This is a genomic window from Tateyamaria omphalii (assembly GCF_014651375.1).
Lineage (GTDB): Bacteria > Pseudomonadota > Alphaproteobacteria > Rhodobacterales > Rhodobacteraceae > Tateyamaria > Tateyamaria omphalii.
The window spans coordinates 465638-490852 of the sequence record NZ_BMWT01000001.1 but is presented as its reverse complement, the minus strand read 5'-3'; the positions used below and the strand labels follow the sequence as shown (position 1 = coordinate 490852).

The window sequence follows — 25215 nt, the reverse complement described above, 5'->3', positions numbered from 1 at the left end:
TGTAACCAACAAGCCTCAGCGCAACAGCGCCGATGACCACGCCTCAAGAAACAGCTCTCGTTTCAACCGATCCAGATAAACCAGCAAGCCAGGATCAAGGCTGACGACGTTCAACACCTGCGCATCCTCATCCCCGATCGAGGGCAACGGAAAACCGGGCCGATCCTGCGCCGACCAAGCACCGGACGTCAGGTAAGACACCATCGCCTCAGCCGCACCGCCCACATCCGTGCTGTCCAGCACCAGTGCGGTGCGCATCATCGTCGTGGCAAAATCTTCGGGCGTGATGATCGTGACCTTGTCCAGCGTCTCGGGCCGGGTTTGGGCGTAGCTGCCCAATACGTTGTAGGCCACGAACAACTCGCCTGAGGCCAGATCGTCGATCATGTCGCCCGAACAGCAATAAAGCTGCGCATCCAGGTTTCCGAACACCTCCATAAGCCGCCAAAACGTCTCGGAAGCGCGTGCATCCTGCGTGGCGAACAGGTAGCCGAGACCGGACAGACGCACATCGTAGGTGCCCAGCCTGCCCCGAAAATGTTCAGGGTCCGCACGCAACGCTTCGATCAACTCCTGCCGGGTCGTGGGCAGAGGACGCCCCTCGAACGCCGCACGGTTCAGAACAACGGTCGCAGGCTCCAGCGTGAAGCCAAAAACACTCTGCCGCCATTGCGATCCGCCCTGCTGCGCCAAGCCTGGCAAGCGACGGGCAAGCCCGTCATTCGCCAGCTTCAACTGCAGATCCATGGCGCTTGAAATCACCACATCAAAGCAATCACCGCACTCCGCAATCAAGGTCAGGATGTCCGCTGAACCGGCAACTGCGTAGTCGACAGAAACGGACGGATTGCGGGTAATAAACCCCTCGACAATGGGCGCGAAAATATCCGTGTCCGTGCTCGACAACACGCGCAGGGTCACACCGTCCTCGCCATGGAACATCTGGCGGTCTTCCAGCTCTGCCGCAGCGAGCGCACTCGCCCAAAGGCACAGGATCACAGATACAAAGTTGCGCATGCCCCACCCCCATCCAAGTTCGCCAATTCCAGCCGCCCGCCATGGGCCTCGGCCACATCCTGCGCGATTGTCAGACCCAAACCGGACCCCACGGTGTCGCCTGCATTGGCCCCGCGCTGAAAGCGCTGCGACAGCTCTGTCATCTGTTCGGCGGGAAACCCACCGCCTTCGTCACACACGACAATGGCAACCGGATCGCGCCGCACCTCGATCCGCACTGTCCCCTCGGGCGGAGAATACTTCAGCGCATTGTCAATCAGATTGCGCACAGCGTTCTGAATCAGAATTGGATCGCCCTGCACCTCTACCGGACCGTCGGCCAGCAGCACCAACTCCAGATCTTTCATCTCGGCCACGGGGGTCAGCCGGTCCACCAGCTCCCGACAGATGCCGACCAGATCAATCTGCCTCCGCTCCAACTGGTCCCCGCGAAAAGTGACCATGGCGTGATCCAACAGCTGCCCCGCCGCCCGGCTGCTCTCGTCAATCGCGCGGATCATGGACCGCAAGGCGGCGCGGTTCTCGTCCTTGTCCACCCGCATCAACGTCGCCTCGGCATGGGTGCGCACAGTCGCCAAAGGCGTCCGCACGCGATGCGCGGCCTCGGCAATGAACGTCTCGGACTGGGTCAGCGACGCACTCAACCGGGTCATCAGCGAATTCAACGATGTGACCAAGGGCGACAACTCGGTCGGCACCGGACGCACCACGGGCCGCAAATCGCGCGGACCTCGTCGCGCGACAGCCTCGGCCATCTGGCTGAGCGGTCTCACAGTTGATCGGGATGTCCACAGCGCCATACCCGCCGCCAAGACAAAGAATGCGCCACCAAACAGCGCTGCATTCACCGAAATCGCCCAAAGCGTTCCCGCCAGACTGTCCCGGGTCTGGGCCACGCTGACAGTCAACAACACAGGCGCAGGTCCGGCAGGCAAAGCACGGGTCAACGTCGCAAGTCGCACCTCTGCACCGCCAAACGCCTGCGTCTGGAAATCCAATCCAACGGACGGATCAAACGGACCCTCAGCCAAACCGTCATACCCGGTCAGCAGCGCATCCCCCTGATGCACGGCGTAAAACACGCGATCATCAGCCGCCGTATCCAACATGGCAAAGGCAGCATAAGGGACGTCCACTTCGATCTGCCCGTCGCGCACCACCGCGGCATCCATTAAAGACGTCAAAGACGCCTCAAGTATGCGGTCCTGCCCCTGCTGCGCGATCTGCTGGGCATAGGTGCGAACAACCAGGAAAAACAGCACCGCCAACAGCGCGGCGCCACCAATCAGCGTCCATGTCAGCCGCCGACGCAGAGATGTCGCGCTACCCCTCATCCAACCGGTATCCCAGACCACGATGGGTCGAAATGGTCAGGCTCGACGGCTCAAGATGCTTGCGCAACCGACCCACATAAACCTCGATCGCGTTCTCGGTCACCGTCCCATCATAGGAAAACAACCGATCCACCAGCTTGTCCTTGGAAAAAATCTGGCCGGGTGCGTTCATGAAAAGCTCCAACAGCCGCAGTTCGCGATTGCGAAGGGTCACGTCATGCCCGCCAATCGTCAAGACAGACGCCACCGGATCAAGGGCTGCATCGCCCCGTCGAATGACCGTCTGGGCCGACCCGGTGCGACGGCGCAAGACCGCGCGACAGCGGGCCTGCAACTCGGCGTGATCAAAAGGCTTGGTCAGGTAATCATCCGCGCCAAGGTCCAGCATACTCACCCGGTCCGACACTTCGGAGCGTGCCGTCAGGACAATAACAGGCGTATCATCCTCTTGCGCCCGATGACGTTCAAGAAAGGCACGGCCGTCCCCATCGGGCAGCATGATGTCCAACAGGATCAAATCGTACTCTCCGACACGCAAAAAGTCGGATCCGTCGGACAGCGTCGCGGCGTGGTCAATAACGTGCCCATCCAGACGCATCCGGGTACAAAGTGCCCCGGCCAGTTCTGCATTGTCCTCAATCAGCAGGTATTTCATCCAATCCGCCCAGAACTGCGGCGCCATGACAGGTTTATGTCAGGTTCGCATGTTTTCAGGGCAGCATTCGCGTGAAAACGCGTGAAGTCAAATGGGAGGACATCATGAAAACGTTCCAGATGGGCCGCAGGGCCCTGCTTGGCGCAGCTATGGCATTTGGCCTGAGCGGCGCAGCATTTGCTGACGGCCACCAGGTCGTCGACAGCATCCACTTCCTGATCCCCGGCGGCGCCGGTGGTGGTTGGGATGGCACTGCACGTGGCACCGGTGAGGCGCTGACGGGTGCGGGCCTTGTGGGCACAGCATCGTTCGAAAACATGTCGGGCGGCGGCGGCGGTAAAGCCATCGGCTACCTGATCGAAAACGCGGAAAGCAACCACGGCACGCTGATGGTCAACTCGACCCCCATCGTGATCCGTTCGTTGACAGGCGTGTTCCCACACAACTTCCGCGACCTGACGCTGGTTGCAGGCACCATTGGTGACTACGCGGCCATGGTTGTGGGCAAAGACAGCCCCATCAACTCGATGGAGGAGCTGCTGGCCGCCTATGATGCCGACCCGAATGGCACGGCCATCGGCGGTGGCTCGGTTCCCGGTGGCATGGATCACTTGGTTGCAGCCATGGTGATGGAAGCCGCGGGCAAAGATGCGCTGGGCGTGAAATACATTCCCTACGATGCGGGCGGCAAGGCCATGGCAGCACTTCTGTCCGGTGAAATCGCGGCACTGTCCACCGGCTTCTCCGAAGCGGTTGATCTGGCCAACGCAGGCGAAGTGAAGATCATCGGCGTAACAGCCCCCGAGCGTGTGGACGCGGCCCCCGATGCCATGACCATGAAAGAGCAAGGGATCGACACCGAGTTCGTGAACTGGCGTGGTTTCTTCGGCGCACCCGGCCTGCCCGAAGACAAGGTAGCGGCCTATCAGGACGCGCTGACCAAGATGTATGAAACCCCCGAATGGGAAGAAGTGCGCGCGCGCAACGGTTGGGTCAACATCCACAACAACGGGGACGAGTTCAAAGCCTTCCTCGAAGGTCAGGAACAGGTCATCGGTGACCTGATGAAGAAGCTCGGCTTCCTCTGATCTGATCGCTTTGGATGCGGGGCTTTCCCAGCCCCGTATCTGCCCTGAACGGGGGCCAAACCGTTAAAATTAAGTAAAATTAACCCTTTTTCTCAATGAAATCATGGGTGTCCCCGCGGGGACAGATCAATCGGGGGGATATCATGGCACTGGATCGCTGGATCGGACTGATCCTATTGGGCATTTTCGCAGCCTATGGCTACGCCGCATGGTTCACCATGGATGGCAGCCTCGCCCCCTTCATGCGCCGCAATCCCATCTGGCCCTCGACCTTCCCCAAGGTGCTGAGCGTGATGGGCATTCTCGTTGGCCTTATCATCGTGCTGGGGCTTGAGAAAAGCAACAAACCACGCGAGGAAAACCCTTCGGTCATCGTCTACCGCCAGCTTCGCGAATTCAAACTCGGCCAAGCCGGTCTGCTCCTCGGCCTCATGGTCGCCTACGCCCTGATGCTGCGCCCCGCCGGATTCATCATCGCTACCGTCGGCTTCCTCGTCATGGGCTCTGTCATCCTCGGCGAACGCCGCTGGGTAACAATGATCGTCGTCGCGGGCATCGCCACCGGCGTCGTCTGGTATCTGGTGCAGGTGGTGCTCGGCATCTTCCTGCGCCCGCTGCCTGCATTCATGGGGGTGTAAGGACATGCTCGAAGGTATCTTGATCGGCCTGCAAACGGCCTTCTCAATCCAGAACCTCCTCATGGTCATCGGCGGCTGCCTGATCGGCACATTCATCGGCATGTTGCCGGGCCTTGGCCCTATGTCGATAATCGCCATCATGATTCCGGTCGCCATCTCGCTTGGCGACCCTTCCGCTGCACTGATCCTGCTTGCAGGTGTCTACTATGGCGCCATCTTCGGCGGCTCGACCTCCTCCATCCTGCTGAACGCGCCGGGGGTCGCAGGCACGGTCGCTACCAGCTTTGACGGCTACCCGATGGCCCGAGACGGCAAGGCGGGCAAAGCGCTCACCATCGCCGCCATCGCGTCCTTCTGCGGCGGGTCCATCGGGGCGATCCTGCTGATGATCTTTGCGCCGATGCTGTCGTCAGTCGCCCTCCTGTTCCACTCCGCCGAATACTTCGCGCTCATGGTCGTGGGCCTCTCGGCCATCGCTGCCTTCGCAGGTACGGGTCAGGTGGCGAAGGCCATCATGATGACCCTGCTGGGCCTCATCATGGCAACGGTGGGCGAAGGTGCGCTCTTCAACATGCCACGCTTCACGATGGGCTTGATGGACCTGCAATCAGGCTTTGCCTTCATCACCCTCGCCATGGCGATGTTTGCCCTGCCCGAAGCGCTGTATCTCGTGATGGACCCCAGCCGGTCCAAGACCGGTCAGTCCGGAGACATCAAAGATCTGCGCATCACAAGGGACGAGGCAAAATCCATCGCGCCGGTCGTTGGCCGCCAATCCCTGCAGGGGTTCTTCATCGGTGTCCTCCCCGGCGCGGGCGCGACCATCGCGTCCTTCCTTGGCTACGCAGTCGAGCGAAACATCGCGCCCGAGAAGGAAAAGGAACAGTTCGGCAAAGGCTCCATCAAGGGCCTCGCCGCACCCGAGACCGCGAACAATGCCGCCTGTACCGGCTCGTTCGTGCCGCTCCTAACCCTCGGCATCCCCGGCTCCGGCACCACGGCCATCCTGCTGGGTGCGCTTATCGCGCTGAACGTGACACCCGGTCCACGGCTGATGGTCGACGATCCGCAGATTTTCTGGGCCGTCATCATCTCGATGTATATCGGCAACCTGGTTCTGCTGATCCTGAACCTGCCGCTCATCCCTTACATCGCGAAAATCCTTGCGGTGCCGCGCAACTTCCTGATCCCGTTCATCCTCTTCTTCACACTGATGGGGGCTTATATCGGGCAGAACAACGCCACCGAATTGCTACTGCTCGTCGGCTTCGGCATCTGCGCCACGATCCTGCGTTTTGCCGACTACCCGCTGGCACCGCTGCTGATCGGCTTCATCCTAGGCGGGATGCTTGAAGACAACTTCAGCCGGTCCATGCAGCTTTATGACGGCATCAGCTTCATCTGGGAGCGCCCCATGACGCTCGGTCTGCTCGTCATCGCCGCACTTCTGGTCATCCTGCCCAGCTACCGGGCGCGGCGTGCGCGGGCACGGGCAGCAGGGATCGCTGACGGTGACTAAACCGCTGGACGGGGTCCGGGTCCTTGACCTGACCAACGTCCTGGCGGGACCGTTCTGCTGTCACCAACTGGCCCATATGGGCGCCGAAGTGATCAAGGTCGAGGCCCCCGATCGCGGGGACCTTGCCCGGCAACTGGGGGCTGATCCCGAGCTGAATGCGAAAGGAATGGGTGTCTCTTTTCTTGCGCAGAACGCAGGCAAGAAATCGGTCACCGTGAACTTCAAACATGCGGACGGCAAAGCGCTGTTCCTAAAGCTCGTTGAAACCGCTGACGTGCTGGTCGAGAACTTTCGTCCCGGTGTCATGGATCGACTAGGGTTGGGTCATGAGGTGTTGAAAGAGCACAAGCCAGACCTGATCTATTGCGCGATTTCCGGGTTTGGCCAGGATGGCCCTTGGGTCGATCGCCCCGCCTATGACCAGATCGTGCAAGGTGTATCCGGCGTCATGTCGATCACAGGCGATGACAACAGCGCACCGCTGCGCGTGGGGTATCCCGTGGCAGATACCGTGGGCGGGATAACAGCGGCCTTTGCCGTGGCCGCCGCCCTCAATGCCCGCCCCCGCGGGGCGTTTATTGATTGTTCAATGCTGGAGAGTGTGCTGGCCACAATGGGGTGGGTTGTGTCCAACCATGTGATTGCAGGGGTGGAGCCGCGCGCAAACGGGAACGAAAACCCGACCTCTGCCCCGTCGGGTACGTTCGAAACCGGGGACGGGCTGATCAACATCGCTACAAACAAGGATGAGCAGTGGGTGTTGCTGACAGATTTTCTTGGACTTCAAGCGCTGCGTGACCGGCCGGACTACGCCACGCGTGAAGATCGAAAAAAGAACCGTTCGGTCCTAAGGACAGAGATCGAGATGGCATTGGCGGATTGGTCCGCGCGTGACCTTGCGCGTGTGTTGAACACCATAGGTGTGCCAGCCGGTGCTGTAATGACGGTGCCAGAAGTTTTGTCTCACCCACAGATTGCAGACCGTGGGTTGATGTCGCGCTATGCGAACGTGCCCGGTGTGGGGCGGGACATCGAAGTGGTGAATACCGGGGTCAAGTTGGATGGCGCACCGCTGACGGTGCCCACGCCACCGCCACAACTTGGTGAACATGCGCCCGAAGTCTGGCGTTCGCTGGGTCTGAGCGAAAAGGACGTTGCGGAGCTGACCGAGAAGAGGGCGATATGAGTGACGTATCAGATTGGTGGTCTACCGAGATCATCGACATGGCGCCCGGTCAAATCCGGCTGCGAGGACATCCGATTGAGGATTTGATTGGCGCGGTGAGCTTTCCGCAAGTGATCTGGCTCATGACCCGCGGCGACATGCCGTCCGAGGCGCAGGCGAAACTGTTCGAAGCGGCCTTGGTCGCCGCCGTGGATCACGGACCGCAAGCCCCGTCGATTGCTGCTGCACGGATGGCCATGACCTGTGGCTTGTCGTTGAACGGGGCGATGGCATCGGCCGTGAACATGTTGGACGATGTGCATGGTGGCGCGGGTGAACAGGCGGTAGAGTTGTACGGTCGTATTGATGCCAGCGATGCACCGCTGGCAGAGGTTCTGGATGCTTGGCGTGCGGAGCATGGGCCATTTGTTCCGGGCTTCGGGCACCGATTTCACAAGCCGGTCGATCCACGCGCACCAAGGCTTTTGGCGCTGGTTGACGAGGCTCGAGAATACGGAACCGTATCCGGCAAGTATGCTGCGGTGGCGCGCAGCATTGAGGCGGCGCTTGCCGCAGAAAAAGGCAAGCCGTTGCCCATGAATATCGACGGTGCAACGGCTGTTATTTTTGCAGAGTTGGGCTTTCCGGCCCCCTTGGCTCGGGGGCTGTTTTGCCTATCGCGTTCGGTTGGCATTCTGTCGCACGCGTGGGAGCAGAAACAGCAGGGCGGCCGGAACAAGGGACCGACCCCGCCGGGCTATCGCTGGACCTATACCGGTCCCAATCCCATTGAAGACTAGCGCCCCATCCAGCCGCCATCGACCAGCATCAAGTGGCCGTGCATATAGGCTGACGCGTCCGAGGCGAGGAAGACGGCTGGGCCTTTGAAGTCCTCCGGCTTGCCCCAGCGGCCCGCCGGGATACGCTCCAGTATGGATTTGGAGCGCACGGGGTCGTTGCGCAGCGCTTCCGTGTTGTCGGTGTCGATATAGCCGGGGGCGATGGCATTCACATTCACGCCTTTGCTGGCCCATTCGTTGGCAAAGGCCATAGTAAGTTGGCCAATCCCACCCTTGGACGCGGCATAGCCCGGCACCGTGATCCCGCCCTGGAAGGTAAGCAGGGAGGCCGTGAAGATGATCTTGCCCGACCCGCGTTCGACCATGGTTTTGCCCACCTCGCGGGTGAGGATGAACTGGGCGTTGAGGTTCACCTCGATCACCGTATCCCACATGTCGTCGGGGTGCTCGGCGGCGGGGGTGCGCAGGATAGTGCCCGCGTTGTTGATCAGGATGTCGATTTGCGGGTGGTCTGTCAGCACTTGGGCGGCGAAGGCCTTGACCGCTGCGCGATCCGAGAAGTCGCAAGCGTATGGTGTGAATTTTTGCCCTAGTGCCTCGACAGCTTGTTGCACCTCAGAGCCGGGTGCGAGCGTCGCGCTTACGCCGATGATGTCTGCGCCCGCTTCGGCCAGCGCCTCGGCCATGCCGCGCCCGATGCCGCGTTTTGCACCGGTGACAAGGGCGGTTTTGCCGGTCAGGTCGAAGGTGTTGAGAACAGACATTTTAGAGACCCTCCGTCACACGGATCATGGATTTCATGGCGTTGGGGTTTTCAGTGAGCGTTTTGAACGCCCCTTCGATGTCATCAAGCCCCTGGACGTCGGTGATGAAGGCGTCACAATCGACGACACCCTTGGCAAGCAGGTCCATCGCCTTGTCGTAATCTTCGGGCCGGTAGACGCGGGCGCCGATCAGGTCCAGCTCGCGCCAGAAGAACTGGAACATGTCGATCTGCGGTTTGGTGGCGTGGATCGCGACCATGACGATACGCCCGCGTGTGGCAGCAGCGGCGGTCATCAGGTCGACGCCGGGTTGGCTGCCGGACACTTCGAACACCACGTCAGCCCCCTTGCCGCCCGTCGCCTCATGCATGGCTTTGGCGACGTCGGTGGTTTTCGGGTCCATTGTGGTGAACCCGATCTTTTGCGCGAAGGCGAGGCGGTTGTCGTTGATCTCGGCCACCGTGACGTTGGCACCGGCATCGCGCGCGGCCATGGCGACCAGCATGCCGATGGGGCCGCCGCCGATGACAAGCACGTCTTCGCCGGGCTGAACTTTGCCGCGATCCACGTCGTGGACAGCCACGGCCAGCGGTTCGATCAGGGCGGCGTGGGCGAGATTGAGGTCAGAGGGGAGGGCGTGGACGGTGTGGGCTGGGACGTTCCATTTCTGCTGGAACGCACCATCACTGTCGATGCCGATGAATTTGAGGTTGTGACAGATGTGCTGGTGGCCTGCGTCACAGGCGGGACAGTTGCCGCAGTGGTCGAGCGGGCGCACGACGATAGGTTGGCCGGGTTCAAACCCGTTGACGCCTTCCCCGACAGCAGAGACAACGCCGGACATCTCGTGCCCGATGGTGCGTTCAAAGCCGACGCGCCCGTCCATATGGCCGAGATAGATGTGCAGGTCCGTGCCGCAAATCCCACAATAGGCGACATCGATCTGCACCTGACCGGGGCCGGGGGCCCGGGTCTCCACCGGTTCGACCGTGAAGTGTTTGTCGCCGCGATAGAACGCTGCCTGATGCGTCATGGGTACTGTCCTCTCTCCCTGTTGGCGCGACTGTGGACCGGAGGGAAAGGGGCGATCAAGGGTTGGGGTGAATTTCGTGAAACCGGAATCTCAGGACTTGGCGACCAGGGCCCTGGCAGCGGCCACGATGCCATCCGTCGAAGGGAGTGTGGCGGCATAAGAGGGGCCGGTGGCGATGAAGCAGTCTTCGGCGGTAATGCGGGCGATGTTTGATATCCCCGCCTCGGTGAACAGGGCCATGAGCGCCTCGGATTGGCTGCCGGTGCGGCGGCATTCGTCGACGATGAGCGTGGCGGCGCAGGTTTGCGCCTGTTCGATCAGCGCGGCCTCTGGCACCGGCGCAAGCCAGCGCATGTCGATAACGCGGACGTTTATGCCTTCGGCTTGAAGGGTTTGCGCCGCCTGTTCGGACAGGTATCGCCCATTTCCGTATGTGACGATGGCAAGGTCGGTGCCGGTGCCGCTGACCCCAACGTCGCCCAGCGCGATCCGCTCGTCAGGAGCTGGATAGACGGACATCCAGCCCTTATCGCCCTCGGCGTGCAGGTCGCGCATTGGGTAGAGCGCGATCGGTTCAATGAAGACCACGACACGCTGTTCTTCGCGCGCAAGGCGGACAGCTTCGCGCAGCATCTTGGCCGCATCGTCACCGCGGGACGGGCAGGCGATGATCACACCCGGAATGTCGCGCAGGACAGCGAGGGAGTTGTCATTGTGGAAATGCCCGCCGAACCCGCGCTGGTAGCCGAGCCCGGCGATCCGCAGCACCATCGGGTTGGCGTATTGGCCGTTCGAGAAGAACGGCAGCGTGGCGGCTTCGCCCCGTAGCTGATCTTCGGCGTTGTGGAGGTAAGCAAGGAACTGGATTTCGGGGATCGGAACAAATCCGTTGTGCGCCATGCCAATGGCGAGGCCGAGGATGGATTGTTCATCAAGCAGGGTGTCGATGACCCGGTGCGGGCCAAAGCGGGCTTGCAGCTTTTGCGTGGCGCCATAGACGCCGCCCTTTTTCCCAATGTCCTCACCCGCCATGACGACTTCGGGATGTTCGAGCATCAAGTCGGTGAGCGCCCAGCTGATGAGTTTGCTCATCACCTGCGGTTCTGCGCTGCTGCGCAGATCGGTGCCGAAGACCTGAGCGCGTTGTTCGACAGACGGTCCGTTTGTGGTCTCGCATTTGCGGACTGGGGGGATCAGGCTGGCGCCGACGTCTGCGGCGGTTTGCAGACGCGCACGCTTGGTGGCTTTTGCGGCGAGGCCCTCGCACTCGGCCCCGATCTGGTCGTAAAGCGCGAGTGCCTCCTCTGGCGTGGCGGTCCCGCTATCGCGGAGAAGGCGCGCGGTGTGGAGGAGCGGGTCGTTTCCCTCGTCAGCTTCGATATCGACCTTGGCACGATAGGTGGCTTCGACGTCGGAACCGGCGTGCCCGTATAGTCGGACGGTACGTATATGTAGGAACGCAGGTCGTTTTTGGCGGCGGACAAAGGCGGCGGCCTCCGCAGCAGTCCGTGTCGTTTCAGCGACGTTCAAACCGTCACAAGAGAAATACCTGAGGCCCGGCTTGGCCGAAAAATTAGCGGCGATCCAACCGGACGGTGTGGATGTCGAGATGCCGATGCCGTTGTCCTCGCACACGAACAGCAACGGGAGAGGCGCGTTCTGGAAACTTGTCCAACACGCCGTGTTGATCGCCCCCTGCGCCGTGGAGTGGTTGGCCGAGGCATCTCCGAATGAGCACATGACGATACTGTCGTCGGGCAGACACGCGTGCTCCGGACGCTGCCGTTTGGCAAGACCGATGGAATAGGCAGCCCCCACCGCCTTGGGTAAATGGCTGGCAATGGTCGAGGTCTGGGGCGGAATGTTTAGCGCCTTGGAGCCGAGCACCTTGTGACGACCGCCGGATATCGGATCTTCGGCAGAGGCCGCAAAGCTGAGCAGGATGTCCCATGCGGGGTTCTGATCCGGCACCTGACCTGCGCGCGCAATCTGAAACGCTGCATCGCGGTAGTGCAGGAACGCCATGTCAGTCGGGCGCAGCGCATGTGCGACACCCGCCATCCCTTCGTGCCCGCTGGAACCGATGGTGTAATACCCCTGCCCTGCCTTCTGCATGGCACGGCTGGTGCGGTCGAGTTGGCGCGACAGGCATTGCGCGCTGTAAAGGGCCAGAAGCGTTTCCGCATCCATGTCGCCAACGTCACTGCCCGTTGGCAAGTCATTGGCCTTGAGCCGCCGGTGGAAGTTGTCGTGAACGATGGCGGCGCGATCCATGGAGTGGTCCGATGTGGTTGAGGTCGATGCCTGCATAGAACAGCGCACATGCGAAATGGTCCAGAGGCTGTGAAAAGCGTTACGGAATTTCATCAACCACACACATAGGTGTAACATTTATCATTGATCGGAATCACCGCACGCTCTATTTTCCAAGTAGGAGGACTTTCATGGACGCATGGATTTGTGACGCGCAGCGCACGCCCATTGGGCGGTATGGCGGTGCCTTGTCTGGCGTCCGCGCCGATGATTTGGCGGCGGCTCCTATTGCTGCGCTGATGGCGCGCAACCCCGATATGGATTGGGCTGCGGTCGATGATGTCGTCATGGGCTGTGCCAATCAGGCGGGCGAGGACAATCGCAATGTGGCCCACATGGCAGGGCTGCTGGCTGGCCTGCCCGTCGATGTACCGGGCATCACGGTGAACCGTTTGTGCGCCTCTGGCATGGATGCGGTGGGTATCGCCGCCCGTGGCATCAAGGCGGGTGACATGGACTTGGTCATCGCCGGCGGGATCGAGAGCATGAGCCGCGCGCCCTTTGTCATGCCCAAGGCCGAAGCCGCGTTTTCACGTGCCAATCAGGTGTACGACACAACCATCGGCTGGCGGTTCGTGAACCCGAAGATGAAGGCCGAGTATGGGATCGATTCCATGCCGCAGACTGCCGACAATGTGGCTGCCGATTGGCAGGTGGAACGCGAGGCACAGGATGCCTTTGCCGCGCGGTCGCAGGCCCGATGGGCTGCGGCGCATGAGGCGGGCGTTTTTGTTGAAGAGATTTCGGTGGTGACGATCCCACAGCGCAAGGGCGATCCCGTTGTTGTGGACACGGACGAGCATCCGCGCCCCGGCACGTCGGTCGAGAAGCTGGCGGGGTTGCGCGGGATCAATGGGCCTGATCTGAGTGTAACAGCGGGCAATGCGTCCGGCGTGAATGACGGCGCGGCGGCGATGCTGATTGCCTCTACCGAGGCGGCTGAGGCGCAGGGATTGGCGCCCATGGCACGCATTGTCGGGATGTGTGCTGCCGGCGTTGAGCCGCGCGTGATGGGCATTGGGCCGGTGCCCGCGTCCGAGAAAGTGTTGAAGCGCACGGGACTCACCATCGACCAGATGGATGTGATCGAGTTGAACGAGGCGTTTGCCTCGCAAGGTCTCGCGACGTTGCGCAGCCTTGGCGTGGCAGATGACGACCCCCGTGTGAACGCGCAAGGGGGTGCCATTGCCATCGGTCACCCACTCGGCATGTCGGGCGCGCGGCTGGTGATGACCGCCGCCTATCAATTGAAACGGACCGGTGGCCGCTATGCCCTGTGCACCATGTGTGTGGGCGTAGGGCAAGGTGTGGCCATGGTTCTGGAAAGGGCTTGAGACGATGTATGCACAGATGATCAAATCCGAAGCGACGCAGGACGATCCAGAAAAGCTGGCCACCTTTCAGGCCCGCATTGATGCAGGTGAAAAGATCGAGCCGAAGGACTGGATGCCTGCTGGCTACCGCAAGACCCTGATCCGGCAGATCGGCCAGCACGCACACTCAGAGATCGTGGGCCAACTGCCCGAGGGCAACTGGATCACCCGCGCGCCGACACTGGAGCGCAAGGCGATCCTGCTTGCCAAGGTGCAGGATGAGGCGGGGCATGGCCTGTACCTGTATTGCGCCGCCGAGACGCTGGGTGTGAGCCGAGATGAGCTGACCGAGATGCTGCTCGACGGGCGGATGAAATACTCGTCCATCTTCGCGTATCCGACCCTAACATGGGCAGATATGGGGGCTGTGGGCTGGCTGGTCGATGGCGCGGCAATCATGAACCAGGTGCCATTGCAGCGGACATCTTACGGGCCTTATGCGCGGTCTATGGTGCGCATCTGCAAGGAGGAGTCTTTTCATCAGCGTCAAGGCTTCGACATCATGATGAAGATGGCGAACGGGACCGAGGCGCAAAAGCGCATGGCACAGGATGCGCTCAATCGGTTCTGGTATCCATCCCTGATGATGTTCGGCCCGTCGGACAAGGAAAGCGTGCATTCCGAGCAGTCGATGGCCTGGAAGATCAAGATGAATTCCAACGACGAGCTGCGCCAGAAATTCGTGGATCAGACGGTACCGCAGGCCGAGTACCTGGGGCTGACGATCCCGGACGAGACGCTGGCCTGGAACGAGGAAAAGGGCGGCTATGATTTTGCCGAGCCGGATTGGTCCGAGTTCTTTGACGTGCTGAAGGGCAACGGCCCCTGTTCGGTCGAACGGATCGAAGCGCGGCAGAAGGCGTGGGATGACAGCGCTTGGGTGCGCGAGGCGCGGCTCGCACATGCGGCCAAGAAGCAGGCAGCGAAGGTGGCGGCGGAATGACATCTTCGCCTCCAGCCGAAATGGACGACGCAAAGTCGACGACGCATTGGCAGGACATTGCATCGTGGGCGTCCTTTTCATTTGGAAACGCCAAGGCTTTTTCTGATTTCGTTGGCTTTCACGTTCGCGCGTTGTTTTGCCTCACCCTCGCATTCATCGCAATTTACCCAAGTACGGACGTCTTCATTAGGTCACTGGCCGACAGTACGCCCTATGAAACGCCTTACTCTAGCTTAGAGGGCAACGTTCAGGTCTCGGCCTTTGCAATCTTTGTCGCGTTCTTTTTGCTTTTGTTCTTCAATATCTTGCGCTCAATTTGGTACTGCTTCGTTAGCCGGCCAAATAGTAGCGACAAGAGGCTGTTTCGCCTGTTTGCTTGGTTTGTCGGATTACCACTATTTCTAGCGACAACAGTTCTGGAATTGGCCGCTTTTCTGGCCCTGACGTACCGAGTGTTCTGGACAGTTATCTTGGCCCTGATTGCAACAGATGCCGAACGCGCTGAAATCAATGAGAAGCTGTGTTTGCTACGACCCTTTGCCGAGGCGACCGGAATTCCTCTGGTTCCGGAACCCATATGTCCACCATCAACCTTGCAAGAGAATGGAGGTGACCAATGACCAAGGAATGGCCCCTTTGGGAAGTGTTCATCCGCGGGCAGCACGGACTGTCCCATCGGCATGTAGGCTCACTGCATGCCACCGATGCTGCGCACGCGATCCAGAATGCAAGGGATGTCTATACCCGCCGCAAGGAAGGTGTGAGCATCTGGGTGGTGCCTGCGGCTGACATCACCGCCTCCTCCCCCGATGACAAGGAATCGCTCTACGATCCCGCAGACGACAAGGTGTATCGCCACCCGACCTTTTTCGACATTCCAGACGATGTGGGGGCGATGTGAGCGTCATTGGCTTGATACGCATGGGGGACAACACGTTGGTTCTGGGCCAGCGGGTGTCGGAATGGTGTGGGCACTCACCTGCGCTGGAAGAAGACATTGCGCTCGCCAACACCGCATTGGACCTGATTGGGCAAACACAACTGTGGTTGGGTCTTGCTGCCGAGCGTGAAGGTAAAGGGCGGACCGCCGACACGCTGGCCTATCACCGCGACGCATGGGACTTCCGCAACCTGCTGCTGGTCGAACAGCCAAACCGGGATTTCGGCATGACGATGATGCGGCAGTTCCTGTTTGATAGCTGGCATCTGGAAGCGCTGACCGCGCTGGCCAAACACGATCATGCAGAGATCAGCGCGATTGCGCAGAAATCCGTGAAGGAGGTGACCTATCACCGCGAGCGGTCCAGCGACACGGTCATTGCCTTGGGCGACGGAACAGAGGAAAGCCACGCGCGGATGCAGTCCGCCCTTGATCGGCTTTGGCCCTATGTGGGCGAAATGTTCACCACCGACGATGACGATCTGATTGATATGGCGGCGCTACGCCCCGCCTTTGATGCGTATGTGGGGGATGTGCTGGCCGAGGCGACATTGACCAGACCCGAAAGCGACTTTGCCCATCTTGGCGGGAAAACGGGCGCGCGGCATACCGAACATCTGGGGCACATGCTGGCCACCATGCAGGTGCTGCCCCGCAGCTACCCGGACGCGACATGGTAACGACCCGTCCTTCGGTGCAGGACGTTTGGACGTGGCTTGCCGCCGTGCCGGACCCAGAAATCCCTGTCATCTCACTTATCGATCTGGGGATCATCCGCGATGTGCAATGGCAGGGTGACACGCTGGAAGTGACGGTGACGCCCACCTATTCCGGCTGCCCTGCGACCAGCATCATCAATATCGAGATTGAGGCTGCACTGCGCGTCAACGGGATCGAAAACCTGTCTCTAAAAAGACAAATTGCGCCGCCTTGGACCACCGATTGGATGAGCGATGCGGGTAAGGCCAAGCTGGAAAGCTACGGGATCGCACCGCCGCAACCGGCAGGTGGGCCCGAAAGATGCCCGCACTGCCAATCCACGCATGTGGAAAAGATCAGCCAGTTCGGATCGACCCCTTGCAAGGCGCAATGGCGCTGCACCAACTGCCTGGAACCTTTCGATTATTTCAAGTGCATCTGAAGGACCTATCGCCATGACAGACGCAACATCGTCACCCGAAGCTGTCGTTGAGTCCTACATCAAGGGAACAGCAACCCGTGACGTGGACCTCTTGAAGTCCATATTCCACGACGCGGCTGTGATGACCGGTTGGATGGGGCCGGACCTTCTGCAGGGCGGACCAGAACCCTTTTATGGTGCGCTTGAAGCCAATGAGGTTGGCGCCGACTACAGCGCTGAGATTGTAGCACTGCAGGTCGATGACCGGATTGCCACAGCCTCGATCACCGAGCGGAACTTGCTTGGCATGTCCTTTGACAACCATTTCCAGATCATCCAACTCGCGGACGGCACGTGGCGTTTGTCCGCCAAGCTGTTTCGACACTTCTGACCTATGACCATGGCGCAATTTCACCCCCTGACCGTGACCGAGATCCACCACACCATCCGCGACGCGGTGGTTCTGACCCTTGAACCCAAAGATCCAGAGGTATTCCGGTTCATCCCCGGCCAATATCTCACTTTCAAACAGGATTTTGACGGGACCGAGCTGCGCCGGAACTATTCGATCTGTGCCGGGCTGGATGAGGGCCATTTGCAAGTGGGCGTCAAACGCGTGGACGGTGGGGCCTTTTCCACCTATGCCAACACGGAGTTGCGGGTCGGGGATACGCTATATGCGATGCCACCCATGGGCAACTTCCATACAGAGATAGAGCCTAACAAGGTCAAATCATATCTTGGCTTTGCAGGAGGGTCTGGCATCACGCCCGTTCTGTCGATCCTGAAAACTGTGCTTGCGCGCGAACCTGACAGCACCTTCACCTTGATTTATGCCAACCGGGCCGTGCACACGATCATGTTCCGTGAACAGCTGGAAGACCTCAAGAACCACTACATGGGTCGCTTCACCCTGATCCACGTGCTGGAAACCGGGCAGGATATCGACCTGTTTTCCGGCCGTGTGGACCAGGAGAAATGTGCAGCGCTGTTCAGATCTTGGATCAATGTGGATGCTGTCGATACCGCGTTCATCTGCGGGCCTGAACCGATGATGTTGGCGATTTCCGAGGCGCTTGAGGCGCACGGGTTGTCCAAGGAGCAGATCAAGTTTGAATTGTTTGGCGCAGGGCAGCAGGGGCGCCTTGCAAAACAGGCGGTGAGCGCACGGGCCGAAGGTGCTGCAGAAACCAGCGTGAAGATCACGCTGGACGGAACCACCCATCAGATGGAAATGCCCAAGGATTCATCCGTATTAGAGACTGCTTTGGCAAATTCTCTGGATGCGCCCTTTGCCTGCAAGGCAGGCGTCTGTTCGACCTGTAAGGCCAAGGTGACCGAAGGCGAATACGAGATGCTAAGCAATCACGCGCTTGAGGATTATGAGGTCGAGGCAGGGTTTGTCCTGACCTGCCAATGCTATCCGATCAGCGACACGCTGAGCATCGACTACGATCAACACTAGGAGGGCATCATGCGCCAGGTTCATTCTTTCGCCGCCGGTGCGTGGGTGCCGCCCGGGTCCGGCGCCCGGTCAATCTCCAGCGCGATCACGGGGGACGTGATTGCCGAGGCCGGGAATGACGGTTTGGACGTGCAGGGCATGCGCGCCTATGCGCGGGACGTCGGCGGTCCGGCGCTGCGCGCAATGACGTTTCATGACCGTGCACGAATGCTCAAGGCATTGGCCCTGCATCTGCGCGAACATCGTCAGGTGCTGTATGATCTGAGCTTTGACACAGGCGCCACCCAAGCCGATCACCTGATTGACGTGGATGGTGGCATTGGCACGATGCTGGTCTTTGCCTCGAAAGGGCGGCGCGAGATGCCGGATGCGCAAGTGTATCTAGATGGCGCGCCAGAGCAGTTGGGCCGGTCGGGTCAGTTTCATGGGCAGCATATGTGCACGCCGCTGCAAGGGGTAGCGGTGCACATCAATGCGTTCAACTTCCCCGTTTGGGGGATGCTCGAAAAGGTCGCACCGACTCTGCTGGCAGGTGTGCCCGCCATTGTGAAACCCGCGACAGCAACGTCCTATGTGACCGAAGCGTGCGTGCGTTTGATGATGGACAGTGGCTTGCTGCCTGACGGGGCACTGCAACTCGTTTCGGGCGGTATTGGCGATCTTTTGGATCATCTGGATTGCCAGGATGTGGTGACCTTCACCGGGTCCGCCGATACGGCGCGCATACTGCGCAGTAACGCCAACCTTTTGGATAACGCGGTCCGGTTCACGGCTGAGCAGGACAGTTTGAATGCATCGATCCTTGGTCCGGATGCGGGTCCCGGGACGCCTGAATTCGATCTGTTCGTAAAGGAAGTGCAGCGCGAGATGACGGCAAAGGCAGGGCAGAAATGCACAGCCATCCGCCGGATCATGGTGCCGGACACCCATGTGCAGGCCGTGATTGATGCAATTGCTGAACGGCTGGGCAAGGTGACCGTTGGCGATCCCCGGGATGAGGCCACGAAAATGGGCGCGCTTGTCTCGGGCGCGCAGAAGATCGACGTGCTGGAGAAGGCGATCGAGATCGGGGCAGAGGCCGAACATGTGTTTGGCGATCCCGAGGCCTTCGCAATGGCGGACAGCCGCGGTGCATTCCTGCCACCTATGCTGTTTCACTGCACAGATCCCGACGCGGCACGGGCCGTGCATGACGTGGAAGCCTTTGGCCCTGTGTCGACGGTCATGCCGTATCGAGATGTTGCCCATGCCGCCGAGTTGTTGAACCGCGGCAAGGGATCGCTGGTGGCGTCAGTCATCACCCATGATCAAGATGTTGCGCGCGAGATCACGATGGCCTCGGCTGCGTTCCACGGGCGGCTCTATTTCAACAACCGTGACAGCATGTCCGAGGCGACGGGACATGGCGCGCCGCTGCCACATATGGTGCATGGCGGTCCGGGACGCGCAGGCGGTGGCGAAGAGCTGGGCGGTATCCGTGCCGTCAAACACTACATGCAGCGGACGGCAGTGCAGGGCAGCCCAGACATCCTGACGGCCATCGGGCAGCGCTGGGTGCCGGGTGCAATCGAGACTTCTGACAAGCCACATCCTTTCACGCGGCCCTTTGGCGAACTTGCACTGGGTGACACCTTCAACAGTCCGTCGCGTGAGGTGAAGTTGGATGATATCGAGACCTTCGCCCATTTCACCGGCGACACGTTCTATGCCCATATGGACGACGAAGCGGCCAAAGCGAATCCATTCTTCCCCGGTCGGGTGGCGCATGGTTATCTGCTGCTTAGCTTTGCTGCCGGGTTGTTTGTGCAGCCTGATCCCGGGCCGGTTCTGGCCAATACCGGTCTGGACAATCTGCGTTTCAAGAAACCCGTCGAGGCGGGCGACAGCATCAAGGTGCGGCTGACGGTTAAGGCCAAGACGCCGCGCAACGACGAATACGGAGAAGTGCGCTGGCACGTGACCCTGACCAACCAGGATGACGAGGCGGTGGCCGAATACGAACTGTTGACGATGAATGCCTACTGACACCTATTCCCAAGCCATAAGCAGCCTGAGCGATCTGGGACCGATGCGCGTTTGGTCCTTGTTAGTGACTGTTTTTGGCGATCTGGCCCCGGATCGACCGCTTGAAGGCCCCACACTGTCCGCCATCATGGGTGAGATCGGGATCAAGCCGGAAGCATCGCGCGTCGCGTTGCACAGATTGCGGAGCGATGGATGGGTTGGGTCAGAGAAGCTGGGCCGGACCAGCCTGCACAGCCTGACGCAGAAAGGGCAGAGTGACAGCGATGCCGCCCGGGGGCGCATCTATGGTCAGCCGCTAGACGCCGAGGCTGTCATGATCCTGACGGGTGCCCCCATCGAGCTTGATCCGACCCAATTCGCACAGGTCGCACCCCGCGTATTTCTGTGCGGCCCTTCAGCCAACATTCCCGCGGATGCCATGCAACTGGCGCCGCAATCCTTGCCGACATGGTTGGGAGCGCAAATCGAAACCGAGGCGATGCGCGACGCGTACAAATCGCTTCACGCCGTACTGACCGACATCAAGAAAGAGCTTGAGGACGAGTTGAGCGCTTTGCAAACGGCGGCCCTCAGGGTTTTGATCGTACATGCATGGCGGCGACTGACGTTGAAGCATCCCGACCTGCCGCGCGCGGCACATTCATCGGACTGGCGTGGGCATGACTGCCGCGCACTGGTGTCACACCTGCTTATGCGTTTCCCGAGGCCTGACCTGGATGCAATCAAGGCAGGTTAAACCGCGCTTTCCCAACGGCGTAACGCGCGTTATAGCGGGCGCATGACAAACCACCTGCATATTTCCGACCTGCCCGACGACCTGGATCTTGGGCCGGTTGTCGCCATCGACTGTGAAACCATGGGCCTGAACCCGCACCGCGACCGGCTGTGCGTCGTGCAATTGTCGGGTGGCGACGGCAACGCGCATATCGTGCAGATCAAACTGGGTCAGACGGAGGCACCGAACTTGTGCCGCCTATTGGAAGATCCGAAGGTGCTGAAGCTTTTCCACTTTGGCCGTTTCGATATTGCCGCCATGCTGAATGCCTTTGGCACCGTCACGGCCCCGGTCTATTGCACAAAGATCGCGAGCCGCCTGATCCGCACCTATACTGATCGGCATGGGTTGAAGAACCTTTTGCAGGAGATGCTTGGTATCGACATCTCGAAACAGCAGCAGTCCAGCGACTGGGGTGCGGACACGCTGACCGACGCTCAGCTGGAATACGCCGCATCCGATGTTTTGTACCTGCACAAGCTGCGCGACACACTGAACGAACGTCTGGAACGGGAAGGTCGGATGGAGATGGCTCAGGCCTGTTTCGATTTCCTGCCGATGCGCGCGCGCCTGGACCTTGCGGGCTGGCCTGACACGGACATCTTTGCGCACTCATGACAAGCGAGACCCCTTTTATCGACACTGCCAAACGCGTCATCCGTACCGAAGCCGAAGCGCTGACCGTTATGGCAGACCGGCTCGATGCCAGCTTTCGGGCCGCGATTGACCTGCTCTTGAATGCCAACGGTCGAGTCATTGTCACGGGGATCGGCAAGTCGGGCCACATCGCACGCAAGATTGCAGCGACGCTTGCCAGCACAGGCACACCAGCGCAATTCGTGCACCCGGCTGAAGCAAGCCACGGCGATTTGGGCATGGTCACGCGATCAGACGTGGTGCTTGCCATTTCCAATTCGGGCGAAGCGCCGGAACTGGCGAACATGATCGCCTTTTCACGCCGCTTCGAAATCCCGCTGATCGGAATCACCAAAGCGCCCAAGAGCGCTTTGGGTCGCGCCTGCGACGCGGTCCTCCAATTGCCCGATCTCGGCGAGGCATGCGGCACTGGCGTCGTTCCAACAACCTCGACCACGTTGACCCTTGCAATGGGCGACGCGCTTGCCGTGGCATTGATGGAGCATCGGGAATTTACGGAAGAGCACTTCCGCGAGTTCCACCCCGGCGGCAAGTTGGGGGCCAAGCTGAGCCGCGTGATCGACCTGATGCATACCGGTGCGGCGATGCCGCTGGTCGGCAAAGATACTCCGATGACAGATGCCTTGATTGAAATCAGCCAGAAGAGCCTCGGGGTCGTGGGTGTAACCGCAAGTGACGGAACGTTGGCGGGTATCATCACTGACGGCGACCTGCGGCGGCACATGGACGGGCTGTTGTCCTTGACAGCAGCCGATGTGATGACCACCTCCCCCACAACGATCGACGTTGCCGCCCTCGCTGAAGAGGCTGTAGCAGTGATGAATGCGCGCAAGATCACATGCGTGTTTGCCGAGGACGCGAATGCCCCTGGCAAACCGCAGGGGATTCTGCATATCCATGACTGTTTGCGCGTGGGGCTGGGTTAAGGACATGGCATGGACGGCTATTCAAAACTCGTCGCTTGGCTCAAGGTGCTGTTACCACTGACAGCGCTTGGCTTGCTGTCGACTCTGTTCCTGTTGTCACGGAACATTGATCCTGTTGTCTCTGTTCCCTTCGCGGACACGGAAATTCAAGAGCGTTTGCGCGGGCAGCAGGTGACTGCCCCGTTCTATTCCGGGACATCGTCAAGCGGCGACCGTATCTCCGTATCGGCCGGGACAATGGCCACTGCCGACGACCAGAACAATGCGGCAACCGACTTGGCGGCACATATCGACCTGTCTTCGGGAACGCGTGTTGTCCTGTTTTCCGACACGGGTGAGTTCGACCTTGCGCGCGGGGCATCGTCGTTGGCAGGAAATGTCGTGATCACAACGTCGACGGGCTACAAGCTGAATTCGGAAGAACTTTTAACCGATTTCGAAAACATGACCATGAGATCACCCGGGCCTGTCACCGGGACCGGCCTTTCCGGAACGCTGGAAGCGGGACAGATGAGGCTTGAAAAAACGGACGATGGCGAAAACGCCCATTTGGTTTTCACAAAGGGCGTAAAGTTGGTATACCGCCCGGAAGAATTGGAAGAGTGATATATCCGTGACTATTTTTCGTGTCATAGCCTGCCTGATAATTGTCGGCCTGACTACACCGCTTTATGCCCAAGGAACTCAGGTCGCGTTCGGCGCCATTCGGCAGGATACATCAGCCCCAGTGGAAGTGAGTGCTGACGAACTGAATGTTGATCAGGCCACCGGCGCAGCCGTCTTTACCGGCAACGTTGTGATTGGTCAGGGTGAAATTCGCCTGTCAGCCCCCCGCGTATTGGTGATCTATCGCGAGGATCAGGCAGGTATCGAACGGATGGAAGCGACAGGAGGCGTTACGCTGGTGTCCGGTCCAGATGCGGCCGAGTCGCAGCGCGCCGATTACAGTATCGACACAGGTCTGATCGTCATGACCGGCGACGTGTTGCTGACACAAGGGCAAAGTGCAATTTCATCTGATCGCATGACCGTCAATCTGGATGATGGTACGGCCCGCATGCAGGGCAGCGTCAAAACGATCCTGCAGACTGGCAACAACTGATGGCAAAACCCGATCTGAAAGTGGCTGACGGATCGTCTGGTCTGCGCATATCGCATTTGCGCAAATCCTACCGGAAGAAACTTGTCATTCGCGATTTCTCAATGGAACTGAATCGCGGAGAGGTCGCTGCGTTGCTTGGCCCAAATGGTTCCGGCAAGACCACGACTTTCTACGCCGTGGCCGGTTTGGTCACGCCGGAGGGCGGAACAGTCACGTTGGACGGAACCGACGTAACCAGCCTGCCCATGTACCGCCGCGCTCAGATGGGTATTGGGTATCTGCCGCAAGAGATGAGCATCTTTCGCGGGTTGAGCGTTCAGGACAACATACTTGCCATTCTCGACATAACGGAACCTGACCGCCACAAGCGACGCGAGCGGCTCGAAGAGTTGTTGAGCGAGTTTTCCATCGAACACATGCGTCGCGCACCCGCGCTGGCATTGTCAGGTGGCGAACGGCGGAGGGTCGAAATTGCGCGGTCTTTGGCCGCAAATCCCAAGTATCTGCTGCTTGATGAACCTTTCGCCGGAGTTGACCCAATCTCGGTCGGAGATATTCGGCACCTCGTTTCGGACCTCAAAAAGCGGGGCATCGGGGTTCTGATAACGGACCACAACGTGCGTGAAACGCTCGAAATCGTTGACCGGGCCTACATCCTGCATGACGGGCAGGTGCTTATGTCGGGTACGCCGCAAGAGGTGGTGCAGAACGAAAATGTACGTCGCGTGTATCTTGGCGAAAACTTCCGTATCAGCTGAGCGATGGCACACTTGCATGTCCGCTTTTCATTGACTCGGACTGCACTTTTGGCGTGCAATGACGGTATGGCTTTTGCGCTGACCAGGATCTGTATTGTTGTCGCCCCGCCTATGGGTTTTGACATAGATCAGGGTTACGGCATGCCTTTTCCGCAATTCTAAAAGCACAATGTCGCCAACGACTTGGCGCCCCAAAAGTTGCTTTGCGGACACATCAGAAGGAGCAAGAATGCAGTATCAAATCAGTGGCAAACAAATCGATATCGGCGAGGCGCTGCAAACCCACGTGCGGGACGATTTGGGCGCGGTTGTACAGAAATATGCCGAGCGTCCGACCAATGCCCAAGTTGTGTTTTCCAAGTCAGCACATGAATTCGTATGTGAAGCGACGGTACACCTCTCTACGGGTCTGACAGCCCAAGCCAAGGCTCATGCCACTGAAATATATGCAGCTTTTGATGGTTGTTCCGAAAAAATGGAAAAGCAGTTGAGGCGCTATAAACGTCGTCTCAAGGACCATCACAAGGAACGTGCGCAGCCTGTTGAACTCTCCGGCGCGGCCTCTTATATCCTCGCGTCTGATGAAGGAGCGGGCGACTCAGAACCCGAGTCGCTGCAACCCATGATCGTGGCCGAGATGGAAACCAAGATTCCATCGCTTTCGGTTGGTGAAGCGGTCATGCAAATGGAATTGGCGGGCGCCCCAGTATTGGTGTTCCGAAACGAAGGAAAAGACGGGCTGAACGTGGTCTACCGTCGCGAAGACGGGAACATCGGCTGGATCGACCCGTAAGGGGTCGGTGCT

General features: G+C 59.8%; 27 protein-coding genes. 21 read left to right on the top strand and 6 right to left on the bottom strand.

Annotated elements, in window-relative coordinates:
- Positions 1-15: 15 nt before the first annotated feature.
- From IE087_RS02335 to IE087_RS02325, 3 genes are read right to left on the bottom strand one after another with little or no spacing between them, the layout of a single operon-like run.
- Positions 16-1017 carry an ABC transporter substrate-binding protein gene (locus IE087_RS02335; protein WP_189367331.1) on the bottom strand — a complete coding sequence of 334 codons (1002 nt, stop codon included), beginning with the start codon at positions 1015-1017 and terminating at the stop codon, positions 16-18.
- On the bottom strand, positions 996-2351 hold the full coding sequence (locus IE087_RS02330; RefSeq protein WP_189367329.1) for a sensor histidine kinase: 1356 nt from the start codon (positions 2349-2351) through the stop codon (positions 996-998). The genes IE087_RS02335 and IE087_RS02330 overlap by 22 nt, the downstream gene beginning before the upstream one ends.
- Positions 2341-3006 carry a response regulator transcription factor gene (locus tag IE087_RS02325; RefSeq protein ID WP_189368312.1) on the bottom strand — a complete coding sequence of 222 codons (666 nt, stop codon included), beginning with the start codon at positions 3004-3006 and terminating at the stop codon, positions 2341-2343. Before IE087_RS02325 ends, IE087_RS02330 begins: the two co-directional genes overlap by 11 nt.
- A gap of 104 nt (positions 3007-3110) precedes the next feature.
- On the opposite strand from IE087_RS02325, the gene IE087_RS02320 reads away from it, so the two are divergent.
- From IE087_RS02320 to IE087_RS02300, 5 genes are all read left to right on the top strand, one after another.
- Positions 3111-4094 (top strand): Bug family tripartite tricarboxylate transporter substrate binding protein, encoded by a 984-nt coding sequence (locus IE087_RS02320; RefSeq protein WP_189367327.1) that lies wholly within the window; start codon positions 3111-3113, stop codon positions 4092-4094.
- Between the two features lie 143 nt (positions 4095-4237).
- Positions 4238-4732 (top strand): tripartite tricarboxylate transporter TctB family protein, encoded by a 495-nt coding sequence (locus tag IE087_RS02315; RefSeq protein WP_189367326.1) that lies wholly within the window; start codon positions 4238-4240, stop codon positions 4730-4732.
- Between the two features lie 4 nt (positions 4733-4736).
- Positions 4737-6251 (top strand): tripartite tricarboxylate transporter permease, encoded by a 1515-nt coding sequence (locus IE087_RS02310; protein ID WP_189367325.1) that lies wholly within the window; start codon positions 4737-4739, stop codon positions 6249-6251.
- The gene (locus IE087_RS02305) at positions 6244-7437 is read left to right on the top strand and encodes a CaiB/BaiF CoA transferase family protein (protein WP_189367324.1); all 1194 of its coding nucleotides are present in this window, start codon (positions 6244-6246) and stop codon (positions 7435-7437) included. Before IE087_RS02310 ends, IE087_RS02305 begins: the two co-directional genes overlap by 8 nt.
- Positions 7434-8216, top strand: coding sequence for a citryl-CoA lyase (locus IE087_RS02300; RefSeq protein WP_189367323.1), 783 nt, complete (start codon positions 7434-7436; stop codon positions 8214-8216). Before IE087_RS02305 ends, IE087_RS02300 begins: the two co-directional genes overlap by 4 nt.
- Here IE087_RS02300 and IE087_RS02295 read toward each other — a convergent pair.
- From IE087_RS02295 to IE087_RS02285, 3 genes are all read right to left on the bottom strand, one after another.
- Complete coding sequence (locus IE087_RS02295; RefSeq protein ID WP_189367322.1) at positions 8213-8980, bottom strand: SDR family NAD(P)-dependent oxidoreductase; 768 nt, start codon at positions 8978-8980, stop codon at positions 8213-8215. The genes IE087_RS02300 and IE087_RS02295 overlap by 4 nt on opposite strands.
- Position 8981: 1 nt before the next feature.
- Positions 8982-10013, bottom strand: coding sequence for a zinc-dependent alcohol dehydrogenase (locus IE087_RS02290; RefSeq protein ID WP_189367320.1), 1032 nt, complete (start codon positions 10011-10013; stop codon positions 8982-8984).
- Positions 10014-10103: 90 nt separating this feature from the next.
- Complete coding sequence (locus IE087_RS02285; protein ID WP_189368311.1) at positions 10104-12287, bottom strand: dehydrogenase E1 component subunit alpha/beta; 2184 nt, start codon at positions 12285-12287, stop codon at positions 10104-10106.
- 170 nt (positions 12288-12457) lie between these two features.
- Between IE087_RS02285 and pcaF the strand changes: the two genes are divergently transcribed.
- From pcaF to hpf, 16 genes are all read left to right on the top strand, one after another.
- The gene (gene pcaF / locus IE087_RS02280) at positions 12458-13660 is read left to right on the top strand and encodes a 3-oxoadipyl-CoA thiolase (RefSeq protein WP_189367318.1); all 1203 of its coding nucleotides are present in this window, start codon (positions 12458-12460) and stop codon (positions 13658-13660) included.
- Positions 13661-13664: 4 nt separating this feature from the next.
- The gene (paaA, locus tag IE087_RS02275) at positions 13665-14642 is read left to right on the top strand and encodes a 1,2-phenylacetyl-CoA epoxidase subunit PaaA (protein WP_189367316.1); all 978 of its coding nucleotides are present in this window, start codon (positions 13665-13667) and stop codon (positions 14640-14642) included.
- A 20-nt stretch (positions 14643-14662) separates the two neighbouring features.
- Entirely contained in the window at positions 14663-15262 is a 600-nt protein-coding gene (locus IE087_RS02270) for a hypothetical protein (RefSeq protein ID WP_189367314.1), read from the top strand.
- Positions 15259-15543 (top strand): 1,2-phenylacetyl-CoA epoxidase subunit PaaB, encoded by a 285-nt coding sequence (paaB, locus tag IE087_RS02265; protein ID WP_189367312.1) that lies wholly within the window; start codon positions 15259-15261, stop codon positions 15541-15543. Before IE087_RS02270 ends, paaB begins: the two co-directional genes overlap by 4 nt.
- 20 nt (positions 15544-15563) lie before the next feature.
- Entirely contained in the window at positions 15564-16262 is a 699-nt protein-coding gene (gene paaC / locus IE087_RS02260) for a 1,2-phenylacetyl-CoA epoxidase subunit PaaC (protein WP_189368310.1), read from the top strand.
- Positions 16256-16723, top strand: a complete 468-nt coding sequence (paaD, locus tag IE087_RS02255) for a 1,2-phenylacetyl-CoA epoxidase subunit PaaD (protein WP_189367310.1) — start codon at positions 16256-16258, stop codon at positions 16721-16723. The genes paaC and paaD overlap by 7 nt, the downstream gene beginning before the upstream one ends.
- 13 nt (positions 16724-16736) lie before the next feature.
- Entirely contained in the window at positions 16737-17093 is a 357-nt protein-coding gene (locus IE087_RS02250; RefSeq protein WP_189367308.1) for a nuclear transport factor 2 family protein, read from the top strand.
- A 9-nt stretch (positions 17094-17102) separates the two neighbouring features.
- Entirely contained in the window at positions 17103-18167 is a 1065-nt protein-coding gene (locus tag IE087_RS02245) for a 2Fe-2S iron-sulfur cluster-binding protein (protein WP_189367306.1), read from the top strand.
- A 9-nt stretch (positions 18168-18176) separates the two neighbouring features.
- A complete protein-coding gene (gene paaZ / locus IE087_RS02240) occupies positions 18177-20192 on the top strand; it encodes a phenylacetic acid degradation bifunctional protein PaaZ (RefSeq protein ID WP_189367304.1) in 2016 nt (671 codons plus the stop codon).
- Positions 20182-20928: a PaaX family transcriptional regulator C-terminal domain-containing protein gene (locus tag IE087_RS02235; protein ID WP_189367302.1), complete on the top strand. Its 747-nt coding sequence runs from the start codon at positions 20182-20184 to the stop codon at positions 20926-20928. The genes paaZ and IE087_RS02235 overlap by 11 nt, the downstream gene beginning before the upstream one ends.
- A gap of 42 nt (positions 20929-20970) precedes the next feature.
- Positions 20971-21585 carry a ribonuclease D gene (locus IE087_RS02230; protein ID WP_189367301.1) on the top strand — a complete coding sequence of 205 codons (615 nt, stop codon included), beginning with the start codon at positions 20971-20973 and terminating at the stop codon, positions 21583-21585.
- Positions 21582-22550, top strand: a complete 969-nt coding sequence (locus IE087_RS02225; protein WP_189367299.1) for a KpsF/GutQ family sugar-phosphate isomerase — start codon at positions 21582-21584, stop codon at positions 22548-22550. The genes IE087_RS02230 and IE087_RS02225 overlap by 4 nt, the downstream gene beginning before the upstream one ends.
- 9 nt (positions 22551-22559) lie before the next feature.
- Complete coding sequence (locus tag IE087_RS02220) at positions 22560-23156, top strand: hypothetical protein (protein ID WP_189367298.1); 597 nt, start codon at positions 22560-22562, stop codon at positions 23154-23156.
- A 7-nt stretch (positions 23157-23163) separates the two neighbouring features.
- The gene (gene lptA / locus IE087_RS02215) at positions 23164-23652 is read left to right on the top strand and encodes a lipopolysaccharide transport periplasmic protein LptA (protein WP_229801231.1); all 489 of its coding nucleotides are present in this window, start codon (positions 23164-23166) and stop codon (positions 23650-23652) included.
- A complete protein-coding gene (lptB, locus tag IE087_RS02210; RefSeq protein ID WP_189367296.1) occupies positions 23652-24410 on the top strand; it encodes an LPS export ABC transporter ATP-binding protein in 759 nt (252 codons plus the stop codon). The genes lptA and lptB overlap by 1 nt, the downstream gene beginning before the upstream one ends.
- A gap of 229 nt (positions 24411-24639) precedes the next feature.
- Positions 24640-25203: a ribosome hibernation-promoting factor, HPF/YfiA family gene (gene hpf / locus IE087_RS02205; RefSeq protein WP_189367294.1), complete on the top strand. Its 564-nt coding sequence runs from the start codon at positions 24640-24642 to the stop codon at positions 25201-25203.
- Positions 25204-25215 lie beyond the last annotated feature (12 nt).

What these genes read in the sequence shown, in the direction of transcription:
- IE087_RS02335 (WP_189367331.1), bottom strand. Translation starts at nt 1,017, where the DNA reads ATGCGCAACTTTGTATCTGTGATCCTGTGCCTTTGGGCGAGTGCGCTC.
- IE087_RS02330 (WP_189367329.1), bottom strand. Translation starts at nt 2,351, where the DNA reads ATGAGGGGTAGCGCGACATCTCTGCGTCGGCGGCTGACATGGACGCTG.
- IE087_RS02325 (WP_189368312.1), bottom strand. Translation starts at nt 3,006, where the DNA reads ATGAAATACCTGCTGATTGAGGACAATGCAGAACTGGCCGGGGCACTT.
- IE087_RS02320 (WP_189367327.1), top strand. Translation starts at nt 3,111, where the DNA reads ATGAAAACGTTCCAGATGGGCCGCAGGGCCCTGCTTGGCGCAGCTATG.
- IE087_RS02315 (WP_189367326.1), top strand. Translation starts at nt 4,238, where the DNA reads ATGGCACTGGATCGCTGGATCGGACTGATCCTATTGGGCATTTTCGCA.
- IE087_RS02310 (WP_189367325.1), top strand. Translation starts at nt 4,737, where the DNA reads ATGCTCGAAGGTATCTTGATCGGCCTGCAAACGGCCTTCTCAATCCAG.
- IE087_RS02300 (WP_189367323.1), top strand. Translation starts at nt 7,434, where the DNA reads ATGAGTGACGTATCAGATTGGTGGTCTACCGAGATCATCGACATGGCG.
- IE087_RS02295 (WP_189367322.1), bottom strand. Translation starts at nt 8,980, where the DNA reads ATGTCTGTTCTCAACACCTTCGACCTGACCGGCAAAACCGCCCTTGTC.
- IE087_RS02290 (WP_189367320.1), bottom strand. Translation starts at nt 10,013, where the DNA reads ATGACGCATCAGGCAGCGTTCTATCGCGGCGACAAACACTTCACGGTC.
- IE087_RS02285 (WP_189368311.1), bottom strand. Translation starts at nt 12,287, where the DNA reads ATGGATCGCGCCGCCATCGTTCACGACAACTTCCACCGGCGGCTCAAG.
- pcaF (WP_189367318.1), top strand. Translation starts at nt 12,458, where the DNA reads ATGGACGCATGGATTTGTGACGCGCAGCGCACGCCCATTGGGCGGTAT.
- paaA (WP_189367316.1), top strand. Translation starts at nt 13,665, where the DNA reads ATGTATGCACAGATGATCAAATCCGAAGCGACGCAGGACGATCCAGAA.
- IE087_RS02270 (WP_189367314.1), top strand. Translation starts at nt 14,663, where the DNA reads ATGGACGACGCAAAGTCGACGACGCATTGGCAGGACATTGCATCGTGG.
- paaB (WP_189367312.1), top strand. Translation starts at nt 15,259, where the DNA reads ATGACCAAGGAATGGCCCCTTTGGGAAGTGTTCATCCGCGGGCAGCAC.
- paaC (WP_189368310.1), top strand. Translation starts at nt 15,564, where the DNA reads ATGGGGGACAACACGTTGGTTCTGGGCCAGCGGGTGTCGGAATGGTGT.
- paaD (WP_189367310.1), top strand. Translation starts at nt 16,256, where the DNA reads ATGGTAACGACCCGTCCTTCGGTGCAGGACGTTTGGACGTGGCTTGCC.
- IE087_RS02250 (WP_189367308.1), top strand. Translation starts at nt 16,737, where the DNA reads ATGACAGACGCAACATCGTCACCCGAAGCTGTCGTTGAGTCCTACATC.
- IE087_RS02245 (WP_189367306.1), top strand. Translation starts at nt 17,103, where the DNA reads ATGGCGCAATTTCACCCCCTGACCGTGACCGAGATCCACCACACCATC.
- paaZ (WP_189367304.1), top strand. Translation starts at nt 18,177, where the DNA reads ATGCGCCAGGTTCATTCTTTCGCCGCCGGTGCGTGGGTGCCGCCCGGG.
- IE087_RS02235 (WP_189367302.1), top strand. Translation starts at nt 20,182, where the DNA reads ATGCCTACTGACACCTATTCCCAAGCCATAAGCAGCCTGAGCGATCTG.
- IE087_RS02230 (WP_189367301.1), top strand. Translation starts at nt 20,971, where the DNA reads ATGACAAACCACCTGCATATTTCCGACCTGCCCGACGACCTGGATCTT.
- IE087_RS02225 (WP_189367299.1), top strand. Translation starts at nt 21,582, where the DNA reads ATGACAAGCGAGACCCCTTTTATCGACACTGCCAAACGCGTCATCCGT.
- IE087_RS02220 (WP_189367298.1), top strand. Translation starts at nt 22,560, where the DNA reads ATGGACGGCTATTCAAAACTCGTCGCTTGGCTCAAGGTGCTGTTACCA.
- lptB (WP_189367296.1), top strand. Translation starts at nt 23,652, where the DNA reads ATGGCAAAACCCGATCTGAAAGTGGCTGACGGATCGTCTGGTCTGCGC.
- hpf (WP_189367294.1), top strand. Translation starts at nt 24,640, where the DNA reads ATGCAGTATCAAATCAGTGGCAAACAAATCGATATCGGCGAGGCGCTG.